This is a genomic window from Bacteroides sp. (genome assembly GCF_029057325.1).
Taxonomy (GTDB): Bacteria; Bacteroidota; Bacteroidia; order Bacteroidales; family Bacteroidaceae; genus Bacteroides.
Genome location: NZ_JAICZW010000156.1, coordinates 1 through 17,321 on the forward strand (window position 1 = coordinate 1; position 17,321 = coordinate 17,321).

General features: G+C 40.7%; 15 protein-coding genes and 1 pseudogene. 8 read left to right on the forward strand and 8 right to left on the reverse strand.

From position 1 onward, the window contains the following. On the forward strand, positions 1-388 hold a 388-nt coding region (locus tag K2G43_RS09975; RefSeq protein ID WP_300154723.1), incomplete at its 5' end, for a hypothetical protein. On the opposite strand, the gene K2G43_RS09980 is transcribed toward K2G43_RS09975, so the two are convergent. Then, positions 385-603 (reverse strand): helix-turn-helix domain-containing protein, encoded by a 219-nt coding sequence (locus K2G43_RS09980; protein ID WP_229102633.1) that lies wholly within the window; start codon positions 601-603, stop codon positions 385-387. The genes K2G43_RS09975 and K2G43_RS09980 overlap by 4 nt on opposite strands. A gap of 756 nt (positions 604-1,359) precedes the next feature. Between K2G43_RS09980 and K2G43_RS09985 the strand changes: the two genes are divergently transcribed. From K2G43_RS09985 to K2G43_RS10000, 4 genes are all read left to right on the forward strand, one after another. Continuing rightward, positions 1,360-1,923 (forward strand): ribonucleotide-diphosphate reductase subunit alpha, encoded by a 564-nt coding sequence (locus K2G43_RS09985; protein WP_300154729.1) that lies wholly within the window; start codon positions 1,360-1,362, stop codon positions 1,921-1,923. A gap of 2 nt (positions 1,924-1,925) precedes the next feature. Then, entirely contained in the window at positions 1,926-2,426 is a 501-nt protein-coding gene (locus K2G43_RS09990; protein WP_195529879.1) for an SLOG family protein, read from the forward strand. Positions 2,427-2,796: 370 nt separating this feature from the next. Then, a complete protein-coding gene (locus tag K2G43_RS09995; protein WP_288359090.1) occupies positions 2,797-3,915 on the forward strand; it encodes an ATP-binding protein in 1,119 nt (372 codons plus the stop codon). Then, complete coding sequence (locus K2G43_RS10000) at positions 3,905-4,687, forward strand: hypothetical protein (protein WP_195529877.1); 783 nt, start codon at positions 3,905-3,907, stop codon at positions 4,685-4,687. Before K2G43_RS09995 ends, K2G43_RS10000 begins: the two co-directional genes overlap by 11 nt. 164 nt (positions 4,688-4,851) lie before the next feature. Here K2G43_RS10000 and K2G43_RS10005 read toward each other — a convergent pair. The 4 genes and pseudogenes from K2G43_RS10005 to K2G43_RS10020 form a co-directional block, all read right to left on the reverse strand. Further along, positions 4,852-8,100 (reverse strand): annotated as a pseudogene (locus K2G43_RS10005) (CHC2 zinc finger domain-containing protein). Further along, complete coding sequence (locus K2G43_RS10010; protein ID WP_229102631.1) at positions 8,097-8,300, reverse strand: DNA-binding protein; 204 nt, start codon at positions 8,298-8,300, stop codon at positions 8,097-8,099. Before K2G43_RS10010 ends, K2G43_RS10005 begins: the two are co-directional and overlap by 4 nt. A gap of 99 nt (positions 8,301-8,399) precedes the next feature. Next, the gene (locus K2G43_RS10015; protein ID WP_195529875.1) at positions 8,400-8,717 is read right to left on the reverse strand and encodes a hypothetical protein; all 318 of its coding nucleotides are present in this window, start codon (positions 8,715-8,717) and stop codon (positions 8,400-8,402) included. An 18-nt stretch (positions 8,718-8,735) separates the two neighbouring features. After that, positions 8,736-8,927: a hypothetical protein gene (locus tag K2G43_RS10020; protein ID WP_195529874.1), complete on the reverse strand. Its 192-nt coding sequence runs from the start codon at positions 8,925-8,927 to the stop codon at positions 8,736-8,738. A gap of 145 nt (positions 8,928-9,072) precedes the next feature. On the opposite strand from K2G43_RS10020, the gene K2G43_RS10025 reads away from it, so the two are divergent. Beyond that, complete coding sequence (locus K2G43_RS10025; protein WP_300154745.1) at positions 9,073-9,525, forward strand: helix-turn-helix transcriptional regulator; 453 nt, start codon at positions 9,073-9,075, stop codon at positions 9,523-9,525. Between the two features lie 656 nt (positions 9,526-10,181). Here the strand turns inward: K2G43_RS10025 and K2G43_RS10030 are convergent. Next, complete coding sequence (locus K2G43_RS10030) at positions 10,182-10,787, reverse strand: metallophosphoesterase (RefSeq protein WP_300154748.1); 606 nt, start codon at positions 10,785-10,787, stop codon at positions 10,182-10,184. A 140-nt stretch (positions 10,788-10,927) separates the two neighbouring features. Here K2G43_RS10030 and K2G43_RS10035 point away from each other — a divergent pair, with 140 nt between their 5' ends. Further along, positions 10,928-12,184: an RtcB family protein gene (locus tag K2G43_RS10035; RefSeq protein WP_300154751.1), complete on the forward strand. Its 1,257-nt coding sequence runs from the start codon at positions 10,928-10,930 to the stop codon at positions 12,182-12,184. Positions 12,185-12,292: 108 nt separating this feature from the next. Continuing rightward, positions 12,293-12,811 carry a hypothetical protein gene (locus K2G43_RS10040; protein WP_300154756.1) on the forward strand — a complete coding sequence of 173 codons (519 nt, stop codon included), beginning with the start codon at positions 12,293-12,295 and terminating at the stop codon, positions 12,809-12,811. A gap of 351 nt (positions 12,812-13,162) precedes the next feature. Here K2G43_RS10040 and K2G43_RS10045 read toward each other — a convergent pair whose 3' ends face one another. Together K2G43_RS10045 and K2G43_RS10050 are read right to left on the reverse strand one after the other, a co-directional pair. Then, complete coding sequence (locus tag K2G43_RS10045) at positions 13,163-15,505, reverse strand: DUF262 domain-containing protein (RefSeq protein WP_300154759.1); 2,343 nt, start codon at positions 15,503-15,505, stop codon at positions 13,163-13,165. Further along, positions 15,502-17,301 carry a DUF262 domain-containing protein gene (locus tag K2G43_RS10050; RefSeq protein WP_300154762.1) on the reverse strand — a complete coding sequence of 600 codons (1,800 nt, stop codon included), beginning with the start codon at positions 17,299-17,301 and terminating at the stop codon, positions 15,502-15,504. Before K2G43_RS10050 ends, K2G43_RS10045 begins: the two co-directional genes overlap by 4 nt. Positions 17,302-17,321 lie beyond the last annotated feature (20 nt).

Sequence of the window (17,321 nt, forward strand, 5' to 3'; positions counted from 1 at the left end):
ATATATGTATATGAACAATCAGATTATTGAAAACATTGCCGCCAAGAATGGGTGGAATGTATTTGTGAAAGAATTACCGGATAGGGTGTCTTTCGATTTTCAGCGAAAGACACTCAGCGGGGTATCATTCTGCTTTACCGCAGAAATGAAAGATGGTAGTATGAAGTACTTAGTCCAAGAGATTGTTTCCTTTGTGGATGCTATCGAGCCGGAGACTTGTGCTGTAGAATGGATGATAAAATCTGGTGCGGTGATTCCGTATCGGTATCAGCAGGCGGTGGAAGATATGGATAATATCCGTACCGAGGCATGGTTACTTGCCTGTGAACTTTCTGACATTATAAGCGGAAAACCGATATGGACGACTCTTTCTGAAAAACGGAATTAACCAATTCCATTTTTTCGCTTGCGTCCCCTCTTGGGCATACCAGCGGTTTTGTAAGCAATCAAATCTCTTCCGTAAAACATGAGTTTTCCTGTTTCCGGCACTTTGACAAAAGGTAGCGGATATTCCGGACGATTGATATAAGCATAGAGCGTACATCTATGAACGCCAAGGTAGCGTGCCGCTTCACTGATGGAATAAGTTCGTTCCGGCTCCATCTCATTTGGGTATCTCCGTATCACCATAATTCGTTTTTCGTGTAAAACTACTGATGATGTGCATCTTCTGCAAGAGGTTAAACATGGGAACATATAGGAATTTGTGGGATTTTGTAGGAATATGAAGGACTCTTGTTTGATTCTATAGTGATGGTCTCATTAGCGAAGAGTACAGATAGGACTATGTGTTTTCTCAGATAGAAAAAGGCATATATTTCAGGGTTGACAAGGTTGACAAAGGTGATAGCCTTGAAACGGCTAATGAAGGCTGTGTGAAAGTCCCTGTAATACAATATATTTCTCCTTTTTTTAAGAAAATAAAGAATAAGAAATATAACTCATAGTTTGTCAACACTTGGCTTTGATATTTTGATTGGCACTTGATTTTGTCAACGTAGGTTCTGGAATTGATATGATTGATACTCTATGAATTGGTCTTTGTCAACGCTGTCAATCTCAAAATGTGTACATTTTATATTTCGAGGAGTATTTTTTCCAAACGGACATTCATGGATAGAAAGATAATGAAAGGATCATGTTTCATTTGTTCATCTGCGCCTCTCTGGATATTGTTTCGCAAAGTTGCCACAGGCATCGTCAAACATCAAATCCGTAGCACAAAATCTTCCTCAATCAAGTTGAGCGTATTTTCCACTCCTTGATTTGTCTTATTGACTGCCTGCGTTCTGAAAAGCAAAAAATATCCCTTCGGGCAAGCTGAAAACTTGCAGACAAAAGGGAAAACAATCAGAACGTATGGCACAGATGGACGATACAATCAGAAAGCAGTTGGAAAAGCCGCAGACATGGTTCTGCAAATATTTTCCAAAACGCATCCGAAACGTGGGTGAAAAGGAAATTGCCGACAGGCAGATGGTTTATGACTTCAAGGATGGAAGAGCCTTTGAGACAGTGGCACAAATGACGGCATCAAGTATGGTGGCGCAGTATGGAAATTCTTGTGGGAACATCGTGTTTGTTCCTGTTCCGGCATCAACAAGTCAGAAACACGAACTTCGATACAAAGCCTTCTGTGAAAGGGTGTGCGAACTTTCTGGAGCTATCAACGGCTATAACCATGTGAAAGTATGTGGGGAACGCTTGGCTATCCATGAGAACCGAAAATCAGAGAAAGCCATCCGCAAAGTGAACATTATTGAATTTGATGAAGAATGGTTCAATGGCAAGACTATCGTGGCATTTGACGATGTTATCTCTCGTGGCATTAGCTATGGCACTTATGCCAACCAACTTGAAAGTCTTGGTGCGAATGTGATTGGGGGTATCTTCTTGGCAAAAACTCATTATAAGGTAAGATGAATATGGAAACACTTGAATTGATAAGGGCTGAGTCTATAACCTTCACGGGACATCGGGATATTCCGGTGTCCCAAACTGACAGAGTGAAGGAGCGGCTAAAAATAGCAATTTCCCATGCTTACAAACATGGCAAGCGCAATTTTTATTGTGGTATGGCTTTGGGATTTGATAGATTGGCGGCAGAAGCAATCATTTCCCTCAAAGAGGAATTGCTCCATGTCAGGTTGATAGCTGTCGTTCCCTTTCGGGGACAATCCAATCGGTGGTCAGCCATTGAACAAAGGCGATATAGGCTACTTCTTGCCCAGGCGGATAAGGTTATTGTTTTGAGTGAGCACTATTATCAAGGATGCTTGCTCAGAAGAAACGACTATATGCTGGCACACTCTTGTGGTGTGATAGCCTACTTTGACGGCAAGCCGAAAGGAGGTACATATTATACTTGTGGGAAAGCCCGGAACAAAGGGATGGAGGTGGTTAACCTTTACGAAATCGGGGGTTAAGGCGATTTAAGATTGCTATTATTGATGAATTAAAGTGCAATTCTTGTGGAGTTTTTGCAGAAATTGCACTTTAATTTGTCTTTCATTGTGCCTATTATGTTATGCGTTATCATGATTCTATTTTATGTAGGCTTAATCGTTTAGTTCGTCAGCCACATAGAAGGTTATTTGGGTCGGGCTTATTTGAGATTAAAGAATTGACTCACTATACAAAACAATAAAACGAACAGAATACAATGATATATCCGAATAAAAACTACGGATAAGAAAAAAAATATGACGAAATCCAATGGAATAGAATATTTGTCCGTATAAAATATACGGATATGGAATAAATTCACTACATTTGCAGTATTAAAATTAATCCGATATGCTTAAAAAGTTCAGCGTTTCCAATTTTAAGGGTTTCGAGACAGAATTGTTGTTCGACCTTACTTCATCCAATGGTTACACATTCAATCCATCCTGTATCAAAAACGGTGTGGTAAATAATTGTATGGTATATGGTCATAATGGTTGTGGAAAGTCCAATTTGGGCCTGGCTATTTTTGATATTATAGGCCATTTGACTGACAAGCATAGAGACTTGCGAAGATACCAAAACTATCTGAATGCCTATTCTACAGATGAAGTAGCAAAGTTTTCCTATGAGTTTCTTTTGGAGGGTAACTTGATTCGTTATGAATACTTGAAAACGGACTATACCATTATTGTCTCAGAAACTCTTTGGATTAACGAGAAGGAAGTGGTAGGTTTTAATCGTTCTGGCGGCAACACTCGCTTTACTACTACACTGAAAGGCACTGAAACGCTTAATAAGGTGATAGAAGATTCAAGCCTTTCCGTATTGAAGTACATTAAAAATAATACAGTCTTGGCATCCAATGAAGAGAATAATGCCTTTGTCCGTTTTTATTCATTTGTAGAGAATATGCTTTTCTTTCGTTCGCTGGAAGATAGAATATATCTTGGTCAGGATGCAGAAATAAAGAGCCCCATCACTTCTGAAATCATAAAGCGAAATAAAGTACAGGAGTTTGAGGATTTTTTGAATGAAGCTCATGTGAAATGTAAATTGACAGTTGTTGAAACATTGAATGGTCAGGATTTGGCTTTTGATTTTGGTGAGAAAAAACTACTGTTTGCAAATGTCATGTCAACAGGTACCAGTGCTGTGATGTTATTCTTCTATTGGTATATGCTTATTCAAGAGGCAAAAGTTTCTATTGTATTCATTGATGAATTTGATGCTTTCTATCATCATGATCTTTCAAAGCTAATCGTAAGAAAGCTGATGCAGGTCGGCATTCAATTTATAGTTACTACCCATAATACTTCGTTAATGAGCAATGATTTGATGCGTCCTGATTGTTATTATTTGATGGGAAATAATAAGATGCTGCCTTTATCTCGATGTACAGACAAAGAATTGCGTGAAGTTCATAATATTGAGAAAATATATAAGGCAGGAGGATTTTATGTCGAATAAATGTAACACTCTTTTTGTTTTTGAAGGAGAAACGACAGAGGGCAATATCGCATCAAAGTTGGAAAAGTACTTTATGGGAGAGTCCTTAGCCATTAAATGTGCATTTTGCGGAGATATTTATCAATTCTATCGTAAACTAAAGGCGGAAGAGTTTTCGGTTGAAATACTTACTATGCTCAAACAACGCAATGAAAAGAATAGTAAGACTCTTGAAGGTTACGACAATGACAGTTTCGCATATATCTATTTCTTTTTTGATTATGACGGTCATGCAACCAAGGCCGATGACAAACAGATAGCAGAGATGCTTGACTTTTTTAATAACGAAACAGAAAACGGAAAATTATTTGTTAGTTATCCCATGGTTGAAGCTATTAGACACTATAAGGATAAGGTGTCTTTCAAAGATTTGATCGTTAAATGCAAGAAGGAGAATTGCCCGAATATTACAGACAGCAAGGAATGTGCTGAATGTTTGGAAGAACCTCATTACAAGACTTTTGTTCCCACTGATAGTAATTTGACCATCACGAAACTGGACACGATTGAAAAATGGAAAGAGATTATTGATGCCCATTTGTGTAAGGGCAATTTCGTGGTTAGTGGAATTTATTCACGTCCGAATGCCTTACTGGAGCAATCCGAACTTTTTCAAAATCAGCAACAAAAATATATTTCTCAATCTTGCCCTGTTGTAGCTGTATTGAGTGCATTTCCATTATTTATACAAAACTATTATGGTGTAGATAAACTCAATGAAAAGCTGGGATAGTTTATAACACACTAACTGTGAGAATAATAAAGCCAAGTATTCTGCATGAGATAGTGCTAATACTTGGCTTTAGTTTTTCACATTGTTATCCATGAAATAATGGACAATCCGAAACAGATTGTTTGAAGGATTGTTTTTCCTATGATGGTTATATGCAAGGAATATCATGCTAAATCTTTTTTCGCAGTGTCAGATATTCTTTCTTCATTTTCTAGTGCTTCCGACATATCTGTCACCATTTCCGTTTCCAAATCTAATCCAAACGCATCCTTCAGTTGCAAATAATCAAAACACAAGGCCTTCGGACGATTCACCTTGACTTTTCTGACTTGTTCACCATTGGCAATCTCTATCGTGTAGTCCGGCAAACCGCTTGGAAGCAGAATCGTAAACCGGTCCTGTTTCAAGCCTAAATAAGACGAGTGCGATTTCAGGTATGACATAATGGTGGACCAATTGGAACGGTTGGCGGTAGCATTCATGTTCCGGCTGTTGAACAAGGATGCCACTGCTGCCATATTCAGATACAGAACAGGACGAGCTTCCATGAACTCGATGTCCTCTTTGGCAGATAGTGGACGAAATGATTTCAAATACCGGATGTGGTAATGAGCCTTGTCGATACATTTTCCTGAAGTCTGGAAGCCTTGCAACATATTCCAGAAGTCGGCTACCTCGGAACTTTCCTGCGCCAGTTCGTTTTGGTTGCGTATTCCTTTGATGGCGGTCTCAAACAATTCGGTATAGCTAAACGGTACATCTATCACCGTTTCCAACGTGCGAAAAGTAGCCAGCGGAATCACCCAGTTTCCGAAGACACGGTCATGGATGGTCTCGTTTTCCAGCTTTGCGGCCAGTTCCCTCTTGGTGATGGAATAGATTTCCGGAAAATTCTTCTCGAACAGTTCCCGATGGTTCAACAGTTCTACGGTCAAGTGGGTCAGTCCCATGTTGCAGAGTGCGACCAAATCCTCATAGTTCCGTTTCTCCACTTGGCTGAACGAAGTCTTGGAGAATGCCAGGAAGATGACACGGGTATAGAGTGCCATATCCTGTGTGGGCTTGTCTTGTCCGCAAAGGGCAACTCCGGTACTGACGATGGTCTGTGCCGCCATTCCGTCTGTATTCGTGTTCTTCTTGGTCTGACCGCCACCACCTCAAAGCCCTTTGAGATAGGCTATCTTGCGGATGTCAAGGTCATTCTTGTACTCATCGAGGACCACCAAGGTATTGACCGCCTGTGATACACGGTCGTTCATCGCCGGAACAGATGTAACACCAAGATTGGGCGGATCCACTCCGTGCAGGAAAAAAGACTGTAGGGAGGTGGCAAGGGTGGTCTTGCCGGTCCCCTTCTCACCGAAGAGGTTCAGGATGGGAAAATGCCGGGTGCGTCTGAATATGATGTCACGGAACAGGGTGGCAAGGAGATAGCACAAGGCGATAGAGGCGTTCTCGCCGAACACCACAATCAGCCTTGATGCGAAATCATACAGTTTTACGCCATTGCGGTTCTCATGAACCATCAACCGCTCAAACTGAAAGATTTCCTGGTTGTGGAGATAAATCTTGGATGTCGCCGGAATATAATACGCTTTGCCGTTAATTCCACGGACGATCCCCAAGTCATCAACATTCTTGAAAGTGCCACCACACAATATGCCGTTGCCGAAAGTGAAAAACTCTTCGGATGCGTTCCAGCCCAATTTGCGGATTCGTTCCGCCGTGTCCGTCTTGGAGTATAGGTATTCCTTGACCCGGTTAAGCTTGTCAATCTTCGCCAGCCACACATAGTTGCCCAGTGAACCTGCCTTCTGCTGGAAATTGCTCAAAGAACAAAGCTCGGACTCTTTCAGTTCGATGACACGGCACACATTATATATGTTCCGCATCCGGAAGATGCGTGTCCCGTTGCTCTCGTCCTCAATGTGAAACAGCGGTTCCATGATGAAGTTGGAGATACGCATTGAATCTTCGTCCTCCCCACCAATGGCATAGTAACAGTTCTCCCGGACAAACAGTCCGAACTGACGCAGCAATTCCGCCTCCCTTTGCAGGTCGTTCATGGAGGACGGCAAGCCGTTTTTCTTCCGGGCTTCCCCACGAGCCTGAGCCACGGCGTCACGCCACAATTTTGCCTTGCCGTGCAACTTTGCCAACTGGTCAATGCACTGGTCAAACACCAACTGATCTTTGATGTAGCGCAGAAGGTCGGCTATCTCAGCCACACATTTCCGTTCTTCCACAAGAGATCCGGCTATGCAGAAACGCTTCTGAGCCAGCCACACGATAAAATGCTTTTCCTTGAGGGATGAATAATCCTCCTTGCAGTGGATGTAGCTGTCAGCGTCGTTTTTTTCGTCATGTTCCGCAAAGGGCAACTCTCTGACCGTCACATGGAATCCTTCCTTCATGGCAGAAGTCCCGTTTTCCATGACAGCCTTAAATCCGGGTCCGTATGGCTTTCCATCGGCTGTGTCCGAATCCGGTATGAAACAAAGCGAAGTCGTGAACCTTTTCAGTTGTTCAAACTGGCCGCTCGTCCATGCCGTGCCAAGAGCGGCTACGGTGTTTTCATAACCAATGGATTGCATCCTAAGCACATCCGGTGCACCTTCCACCACAATGAAATAATCGACATCCCGTTGCCGGCTTGCCCGGTCAATCCCGAACAGGGTTTTGCCTTTAGAGTAAACGGCACTGGTGGAAGAATTGATGTATTTCGGTGCTTTCTCACTACTGCCTATATACCGGGCGATATAAGCGATGATGCGTCCCCATTTGTTTCGGACAGGAATCATAACGCGCTGCCGGAACATGGCATAAATGCGACCGTCTTCACTGCGCTTGAACATTCCAAGCTCAAAAAGGATTTCTTCATTAACCCCCTTTGTCCGGCAATACTCGATGAATGTATTTCCGTCTTTCGGGGCATAACCGATTCCAGCGGTGGAACAGAACTCTTCCGACCATCTGCCATAAGCGTACTCACGAGCTTTCCGGCTTTCGTCTGTCATTGCCACTCTCAGGTTTTCCACAAAGAAGCGTTGAAGATGGTCAAGAGCGACAAGGAGTGACTCCCTATGCTTGATTTCCGTCAATTCTTCCTCGCTACGTTCTTCATCTGAATACTCTACCGGTATGCCGTTGTTCTTGGCTATCAATACTACAGCTTCCATGAAGGTCAGGTTCTCTTTTTCCATGATGAAAGCGATGCCGTCCCCTCCACGGTTACAACTGAAACAGTGGAACAGGTTCTTGCCGGGAGTGACTGCGAATGAGCCTGTACGTTCCGAATGGAATGGACAAAGTCCCATCAATGTCAGACCTTTTCGGGAAAGCCTGACATAAGGTTCAAGCACGTTCTCTATGGCAATGTCCCTGACCTTGTTAATGGTAGATTCGCTTATCATATTGTTTTGAGAAGGTGCCAACATTCAATGATTGATTGCCCGGAGTATTTGGGGCGACTAAGATTTTGGGGGTTAAGCGGCTTGATATAGCCGTTTCCCTTGTATTTGCGGAGTGTCTTGTAACTTACACCCAATTCCGCACACGTGCGTTTGACTGAATAGACGCCATCGGGGTCGCATGTTGGTTTCAATTCCTTCATTTGTTATTGCTTTATTATTAGCCTGAGATAGGGGGCTGACTTGGTTATACTTTCAATTCCAATTATTGAAATATTTTGGATATATAGCCATAAATATGTTTACTTATTCTTGGTTTTATTATTATCTTTATCATCTTCACGCGAAGGCGGTTCGATATAATCCTGCACAGTACGTTGTAAGAGGCGAAGGTCTGAAGTCCTGTATTCTACCTTTCCCGGTCTTTTATAGGATTCCACCTTCCCTTGCCGTTTCCATCTCTCGACATTGCGTCGTCCGAACAGCTCATACGCCTTTCTTTGGCTAACAAATTCAGGGTCGCTGCTGTCCGCCTTTATCATTCCGACAATTCTGGCCGCAAGGTCATTCAGAAAGGCATCGTATGGAATCAACCTGTCTAAGACTTGGAGTATTTTCATATCCATGTAATTAAGTCGCTAATCAATACGTTTCACAGTGATAGTCATGTTATCCCTGTTGGTCTGGGTCTTGTACTGCCGGTTATAAATGGCACCCAGCTCGGAGGCTTGGGTACGGACGCTTTTCAACTTGGAAATGGGAAAGGTAATTGACTCTCCGATTTTAAGGGCGGTGAGAGCGGGACGAATTTTTACCACATTTTCTGCCATAATACTTGGATGTTTAATGTTTAATGTTTAACTTTGCATACACTAATCAAGTGTAAAACGCTTGCAAAGTAACATAATAATGTTTAGGTAGCCAAATAAATATTTGATATTTTTTGGTTTGATTTCTATTTAATGATTGAAACCTATGGAAATAAACATCAGACATGTGCATGTGGGTGCGGAAATCGAGAAAAGACGTGTTGAACTCGGACTTTCCAAATCCGAATTGGGCCGCAGGATAGGTGTACCGCAACAGCATGTAAACCGAATCTTGGAGAGAGAAACTATGGAAACAAGCCGGCTCGTCAAAGTAAGTGAGGCTTTGGATTATAACTTCTTCTCTTTGTTCTGTTCCGTTCCCCAGCAGATTTCTGCTTATTTGGCGGCAGTTTCCTTACAAGGTAGTGCCAATAATATAATAGGTGAAGCAGAATTGGCATCGCCATTATCCAAGGAAAGGACGGAAGTGGAATCTCAAAAGGAAGCCATCAAATTATTGAAGGAACAGATAGCTAATCTGAATTTGCAAATAACACGCCTTGAATCCCATTTGGATGACAAGGATAGGATTATAAAACTTTTAGAAGAAAGGAGGTAACATTTACTTTATATAATAATGTACGTGCGATGCTTGCATTGCAGAATGTACAATGATTGGTCTTCAATATATGTCATATTCTTATATCGGATACATACCGAACACATACAAAAGTGTTGGAATCTTCTGATATTCAATATATAATAAAAGTGGCGCAAGCTGCTATTGAAGAGTAATCGCGACATTTCAAACAAAAGTCAGTCTGAAGCTCCAAAACACATACCAAACACATACAAATGTGTTGGAAACTTCTGATAATCAACTTATCGAAAGAGGGGCGCAGGCTGCAATAGAGGAATGATATTAGAAATATAGATTTGATATAATCTAATAGTCAATAAGTTAAGGGATTTACTCTGAGGAGTGAATCCCTTTTTTCTGTTATAATGTCTGTTATTTTACCAACAATCTTATCTACAACAGAGACTTCGATTTATGGCGTAAGGAATATTACGAAGGCATAATGTCTGCCGTCAAGACACTCACTCCTGCCAATGTTATGGACGAATACGGCAATATCCTTATTCTCAAAGGAGCGGTCAGCCCCCCTGAATACCGTCAGATTCTTTGTATGTGCAGTGGAGCAGTAGTAAGGTCAATCAAACTGATGCAAACGGTTGATGGTCTGAACAAGGGCGATGTCCTTTATATCGGCTTTAGGTTATCACATTTATTTCTATGATAACAGGTTCTTGTAAACCATCATATCCGGCTTTCATAATAGCTCCATTTGAGAAGATTGTTTTCCCTATGGTTATGACTCCGTGCTGTGCATGGATATGTCCGAAAAGGTGAGCTTTAAGATTGAGATTGGATAGTCTGGAAAGCAATTTTTCAGAACCATAGTTTAACCCATCATCGAAATCAAGTATTCCATAGGCAGGAGAATGGGTAATTAGCACATCCGTATCTGAAGGAATCTTCTCGTAATTTTTGAATTGACGGTCGGTAATACAGTCACCCATAAACATGGGTACTCCATAGAATTTGACTCCCTCAATCTCCACTCCTGAATTACACAGATAGTGAACATTGGAATCCAAACCATCAACACTCGCTCCATAGAGACAATCATCATGATTGCCACAGATAAAAATCTTATGAGAATATGACAAATCACAAAACCAGTTCATAAAGTCAATGGCTTCCTGTTCGCTACCATTCATAGTGAAGTCACCGGAATGGACTATTACTTCCGCTTCGGGCAGATGACGAAGACAACGATGACAGCCGTGGGTATCTGATAGATGGACGATTTTCATAAAAATGATTGTTTCTAATGTCAAAACAGTTTGACAGGACAAAATTAATATGAAGGTGTAACAAAAAATGGGACACCATTGAAATAATTTTGTACGCAGAATGTTCTAATTTTGCAGCAGAAGTATAAATTCACCATAATATGAAGACAATAGAAGGATATGACGTGAAGATTTTCACGGATAACATCGAAAAAAACGCTTTGGAGCAGATAAAGGCCCTCCTCTCAATTGATGTTTTCTCCGATACGAAGATACGTATTATGCCTGACGTGCACGCCGGGGCTGGATGCGTCATCGGGTTTACAGGTGACCTTGGCGACAAGGTTATCCCCAACATCGTTGGTGTGGATATAGGGTGTGGTATGCGTGTGCTCAATCTTGGTAAACTTACAAAGATTGACTTTCATGCATTCAATGAACACATACGCTCCTCAGTACCATCCGGGAAAATCGTCCGCGAAGGCCGTTTCGGCTTCAAGCCTCTCATAGGTAAGGAAATGGAGATTTACCGTGAAGCAAAGCAGCTTGTAACTGAACTATACTGCTATCGCGAACTGAAAGATAGTAGCCGTATCACCAAGTCAATCGGTTCACTGGGTGGAGGCAATCATTTTATTGAACTTGACAAAGACGATAACGGGAACACATATCTCGTAATCCACACCGGCTCTCGCAATCTTGGAAAACAGGTTGCGGAAATCTATCAAGCGAAAGCAATCAAGCATCTGACAGAAGGAGCTGATGAGTTTGAGGAAATTATCAAGCGAACCATAGAGGAATACAAAGCCTCAGGACGTCGCTCAGAGTTGCAGGGTGTCATAAAGAAGATGAGAAAGGAACACCAGACCGTAGAACCGACTCTTCCTGCCGACCTTTGTTACGTTGAAGGAGAGATGCGTGAGCATTATCTTCACGATATGCGTTTGTGTCAGTATTGGGCTGTTCTTAATCGTAAGCTAATCTCGCTCTTGCTTCTAAAATTCTTCCAGAATGTGGAAGTTGTTGAAGAATTTGAGTCTATACATAATTATATCAGCGATGACAATATAATCCGCAAAGGCTCAATCTCTGCTTCCACAGGTGAGCGTTGCATCATTCCGCTCAATATGCGCGATGGGGCACTGATTTGCACAGGCAAGGGTAATCTCGACTGGAATAATTCGGCTCCACACGGTGCCGGACGAGTGTTGAGCCGTGCTCAGGCTTACGAGCAAATCAAGATGGAAGATTTTGAGGAATCCATGCGAGGAATCTACTCTGAATCTGTCAACGATTTCACCCGTGACGAGTCTCCAATGGTCTATAAGCCGGCTGAGGAAATTATTGCCAATATCGGTGAAACGGTATCGATCGATACCATAATCCGTCCAATTTTCAACTTCAAAGCATCGAAATAATTTAGCTGACGCATAAAATGGGATACCATAAGGTAAGTGATATTATCTGGTGGCAGGACTTATATTGCTCCAATAGTGTTTTGAACATCTCAACCGGAGAGAACGCAGATGAAGAGGATATTCCCCAATGTTATTGAGATATATAATGTTGAGTTTTATTCAACTGATGACCCTGAAGCTGATAAAAACTGGGAAGAATACGAAGAGAGTCTTCCCACCTTTCAGGAGTTTTTCAGGAAAATAAGCAATAAGCGTGCTTTGGACGCTGGGGTAAAAATAGGAATCATTAGTGCTTCAAAGAAATCTTCCAATAAAAAGAAGATTGTGATACTACGTCGCATAATGAATCTCTTCCGAATTATACCCATTAGAAAACCCAATTCCAAAGATCCCGCACCTACATGGACTCATCTATGGTATGGGCTAAGTGGTACCAATAAAAAAGGTTTTCCTACAGGTATTTGGTTTGAATACTTCTGGAATCCATTAGAAGTAGTAGCCGGATCCAAATTTGGATTAGAAGATGATGATTGCTATGAAGTGGCCATAGCCACAGCCGAATATTATCGTCTTTATCGTTTTGAGGAATTTATTGACCTTTCAAATAAATATATGTATGGAAAATAATCAGAGCAACATAGATGCCAAATCAATAAAGTCACCGGATGGAGTAGCTCTCCTTATGGAAAATTTATGGCTACGTCACAAAGCCGGATTGAAGCAGCGTCCGTGTAATGTCCGTGCCTAAAATCTATCATTATGTCGGTTCCTTTTCGTTCTGACACACCTCCAATTACCATGCGGCATGATAGCTTCCTTATATCGAACTCACGTTAAATAATGTAGCATTTCCCAAGGCGCGTCAAGCAACGACCTGGTAAGGGTCACAAGATCATTATATCCCTTGACCTTCATCACCGACTAGCCATTCTCCAGATTCTGCTAAATGATATGGTTCAACAAAGCGCTGGAGTTTAATCATACATTACCAACGGAGTTTGGACTAGCAAAAGTATTGAGACCGAGATCGGCAATGAACTTTTCACAAAAACGTTGCAATTCTATTGATAATGAATCTACATACGATTCAAAACTTTCACCTTTATCTTCATGCTCATAGTAATTGTTAAGTATCTCCTCAGGGAACACACTCCAAGCTTTGTGCCAAGAATCTCCATAAATCTTATCAGGTAGATTGTCTGGCATGACAAGATCGTTATTATGATCAATACCAATCCAGATCTTATTAGGAGTGAAGACGACTTTTAGATATGGGAAAGCCATATATCGCTTCACTACATCATGCCTGTCATGCTTGTCATGCTTGTCTATCCACCAATTCGGCAAACGATCAATCACCGCTTTTCTCTTATTCGACAATAAGACATCTCTTTCGTGCTTATTCGTCTTTAGATAAAGCCATAGATTACCATCTTTCTTAGTTAGTCTTCCGTAATCTGAATCGTTAAATACCTTTTTACATTCATCAGGGTTATCAAGAATATACTTAATCCAGAAACGGTTCTTTTTTTCTGTGCAGGATAAATTCTCGTAGTCTTTTTGCCAAGACTCTCTACATTGTAGAAAGAAGCTTTCGACCGTATCCATCTCATGACTTAGTTTTTCATCTAAGAATTGGAAAATCATTTTGTGAATCCATCTTGCAGGAATCTTATATCCCATTAGATGTCCGTCCTCATACTTCAGCTTTTGTCCTTTCACAGAATCTTGACTATAATCATTCCCCACGAAAGTCAGCATAGCCGTGATAAAATCAAAGTCCGAGTTATCACGCTTATACCTATCTCCAACTACATATTCATACGTTGAGACAATAGTTTCCCAATATATAGGAGTCACGCGATTATCGTCCGGTAGCAGAAGACCAATCTGACCATGGAAACGTTTTCGTTTCTCCTGGCTATTGAAAAGATCTATCATTATAGAATCTTCTAAGCAGATGATGGCTTTTCGACGCTCTTCTTCTCTTTGATATTCACTGAAACCAGAAAGATTTTCATCCCTTAAAAAAGTCAATATGTTTTCAATAGGCAATTTATCGATAGCCTTTATCACATTGAGAAAGTTATTCTGATAAATCTCTGTATTCGCTATCAGATTATGGATTGGTCTCCACCAAAGCGTAAAATTATCAGTGTCTATTGGCAGATAACCGGTCTCCTTCGCATAATGGTAAATTGCATAGTTGATTGCTCGTATTTGATAGTCAGCAGACTTGAAAATATTTGTAAAGCTTGTTCTTTCACCTTCATACCGAAATTTATCAATGCACGCTGATACCTTTGTATAGTTATTCACTATCCAATCCATTAGCTGCTCCCACTCAGGGAGATGTTCGCTAAATTCTTTGTATGCATCAAATCCTACAAACCCCACATCAGTTCTATTTCCTTCTAACTTGCTTTGAACTATCTGAGATACAAACTTATAGGATTCTCCGGAATATTTTATTCCCATCCAAAGTGCCGTTTCATTAATGTAGTTTTGCAGAAATATATCCGCTTCGGTGTTGTCTTCGTTTGCAAGTTCATCAAAGAAGATGAGCCATTGATTATCTAATTTCTCCTTCAATTCCTCGGAGACATGACATTCACTCATGAATTTTTGCTTAAATAATTCATAAGTGGTAAGATCGCGTCCACGAGAATTCATTTTCTGATACTGAAACTCGTCTGTACCCGGTTTAAGTTTCATATAATCGAAATTGAGCTTACAATTCTCGGATATAAGATTGATTTCAATCTCCTTTACTGAATAATCCTTGATTTTGCTCATTTGGCAGTGAATCTCATCTAATATGACGAGCATATTGTTTACAGTAGGATCATTTTCCCAGATAGAAAAATAATCTTTGGATTGCTTGAAGGTCAAAGACAAAAGAGATTTTGCATTGGCTTTGGATCCCCAGTCAACATCCAATAGAAATTCAGTAAACTCGGAAGCATAAATACGACCAAACCAACCAAATTTCTTCAATCTAGTAGCCAACTCCTCATCAGCCTCACCGGAAAGGGTTTTGCTGATATAGAGATGATACAAAAAACACGTTGTCAGACGCTGCTGTCCATCTACAGCTACAAAGCCTTTTAATCTGTTATTATCGGAACCAAACACAAGACCGAGGTGTGTCTGTCTTTTATTGGTAGCAGCAGCAATGATATCTGCAACGAAATTTCTTCTTGTATCAAGGATTTTCAAATCACTGATACGGCCTTGCGCATAATCACGTTGATAGTCAGGAACCAATAATGGCTCTGACAATAACTCATATAAGGTCTTATCTCTTTCAATCTTGCTCATACTTTTAATCGGTTGATTGTTTCAGAAAAAAACTCTATGAAACTTTTCTCATCAGACTCCGCACCACTAGCATAGTTGTTTTTTGCCCAATGATACATTTCATCTGGTATCTCACGAAAGGACTTATCGAACATAAGTTGTGTGCCTTTGGGAACAAATTTACCATTCTGTACTCTTTGATGAATTATAGCTCTTTTAACAGCGAACGGTGAAGCTGCATAAGCCTGGTCTCTGTTTATCGAAGCATTGAGCAACGCCATATTTCCTATACTATTTTGTTTATCATCTCCATCATCGCCTTCGTTTACAATATGTGCAACTTCATCAAATATTTCACTAAACGTTGAAGAAGACATCTCCTTTGTTATAGCTTTCGTTATTCTTTCCTTATAATCAGCATCTTCTTCATCAGGATCTTGGATTAAAAAGATATTTAGAACACTCTCTATCGTTGTGCGATTCTTCTCCTGGATCTGATTGTATTGCTTTGGAGGTAAGTATTCTTTAATATTCTTTACCCATTGTTGCCATTCAATGGCCGATTGCGGCTTACGGCTATTTGTAGCATGTACGTGTTCTTTGTCAAATCCCTCCGACTGAAGAAAATCAAATCTGAATCTATGGTGAAAACCAAACCGGTCTTCAATCTTGCCACATTTTGAGTCTTTGACAATCAGATCGCAGAGAATATTAAAGAGCATTAATGCAGAATAAGTTTTAGAATCGTTATATGTCAAATCTGTTATTGGGGTACCATGTTCAACCCATGTGTTTATTCTGTTTACCAGTTTTGTTCCAAAGTCCGGTGAGGATACATCCTCCAAAATCTCTCTCAATTTGATATTTGCTCCCACAATAAGGAAACCGACTAGATTATAGTAAAGAGGATTATCAAACATCTGTTCCATACGATGGAATGTCTGAACTAAGGCACGCCATACATTCTTCCCTTTGATAGTATCTGTCTTTAGCCTACTATATATAGGATAGTCAAGATATTCGCTGTTCTCCTTCTTAATACTACTTAGAGCAACATCTAGCACATAACCCATTCTACTTTGATCGTGAGATTCATCATAGTCTTTAGACATAAATGAAAAGAAGCGGTTATCTTGAAGACGATACTCCATATTCTGCCATGCAGAGGCACGCTCATTTCGCTGGGTAGTTGACGTACACGTATCAGACAACAGAAAAACCTTACATAGTTCAACATCCGTAAGTGCAATTCTCTTTCCATTCAGACGCTCGAATGTCTTTGGCCCTTCATCAGGGTCGTCAAGCTGGTACCAGAGAAAAGTTGCTTTCCCAAAAAAATTGTCTTCCAGATGCTCTATCTGGTTTTTATCAAGCTTCCCAACTATATCTTTAACTGCCTTTTCTGCAATTTTAAAATTTCTTACATCCGGAGGCAGAGTCTTTTCGGCGAAATCATTATTACAATATTTGGCCAAGTATTCTGTGCTTGCATGCCGTTTTTCATACTCTAATGAAAAACATTCAGTTTCCTCAAACGGGTGCTCTGAGAAATAGCCGAGTTTGGACATCTGTCTCCAGATAAGGTAGAAAGTAGTGAGTCGCTGTTGCCCATCGACGACAATATATTTCCCGTCTTTCTCGGCTACAACCAATGGTTGCATATAGTAAGTTTCACCTTGATATTCAAGAAGGTCATTGAGTAGATACTCAACGTCTCGACTTCTCCACTTATACCCCCTTTGATAAGAAGGGATAAGGAAACATCTGTTCTTTAAGTCCGTGATGTGTACATCATCTTCTAATAAAGCTTCACTCATAATTCTTAGTAGGTTTACAT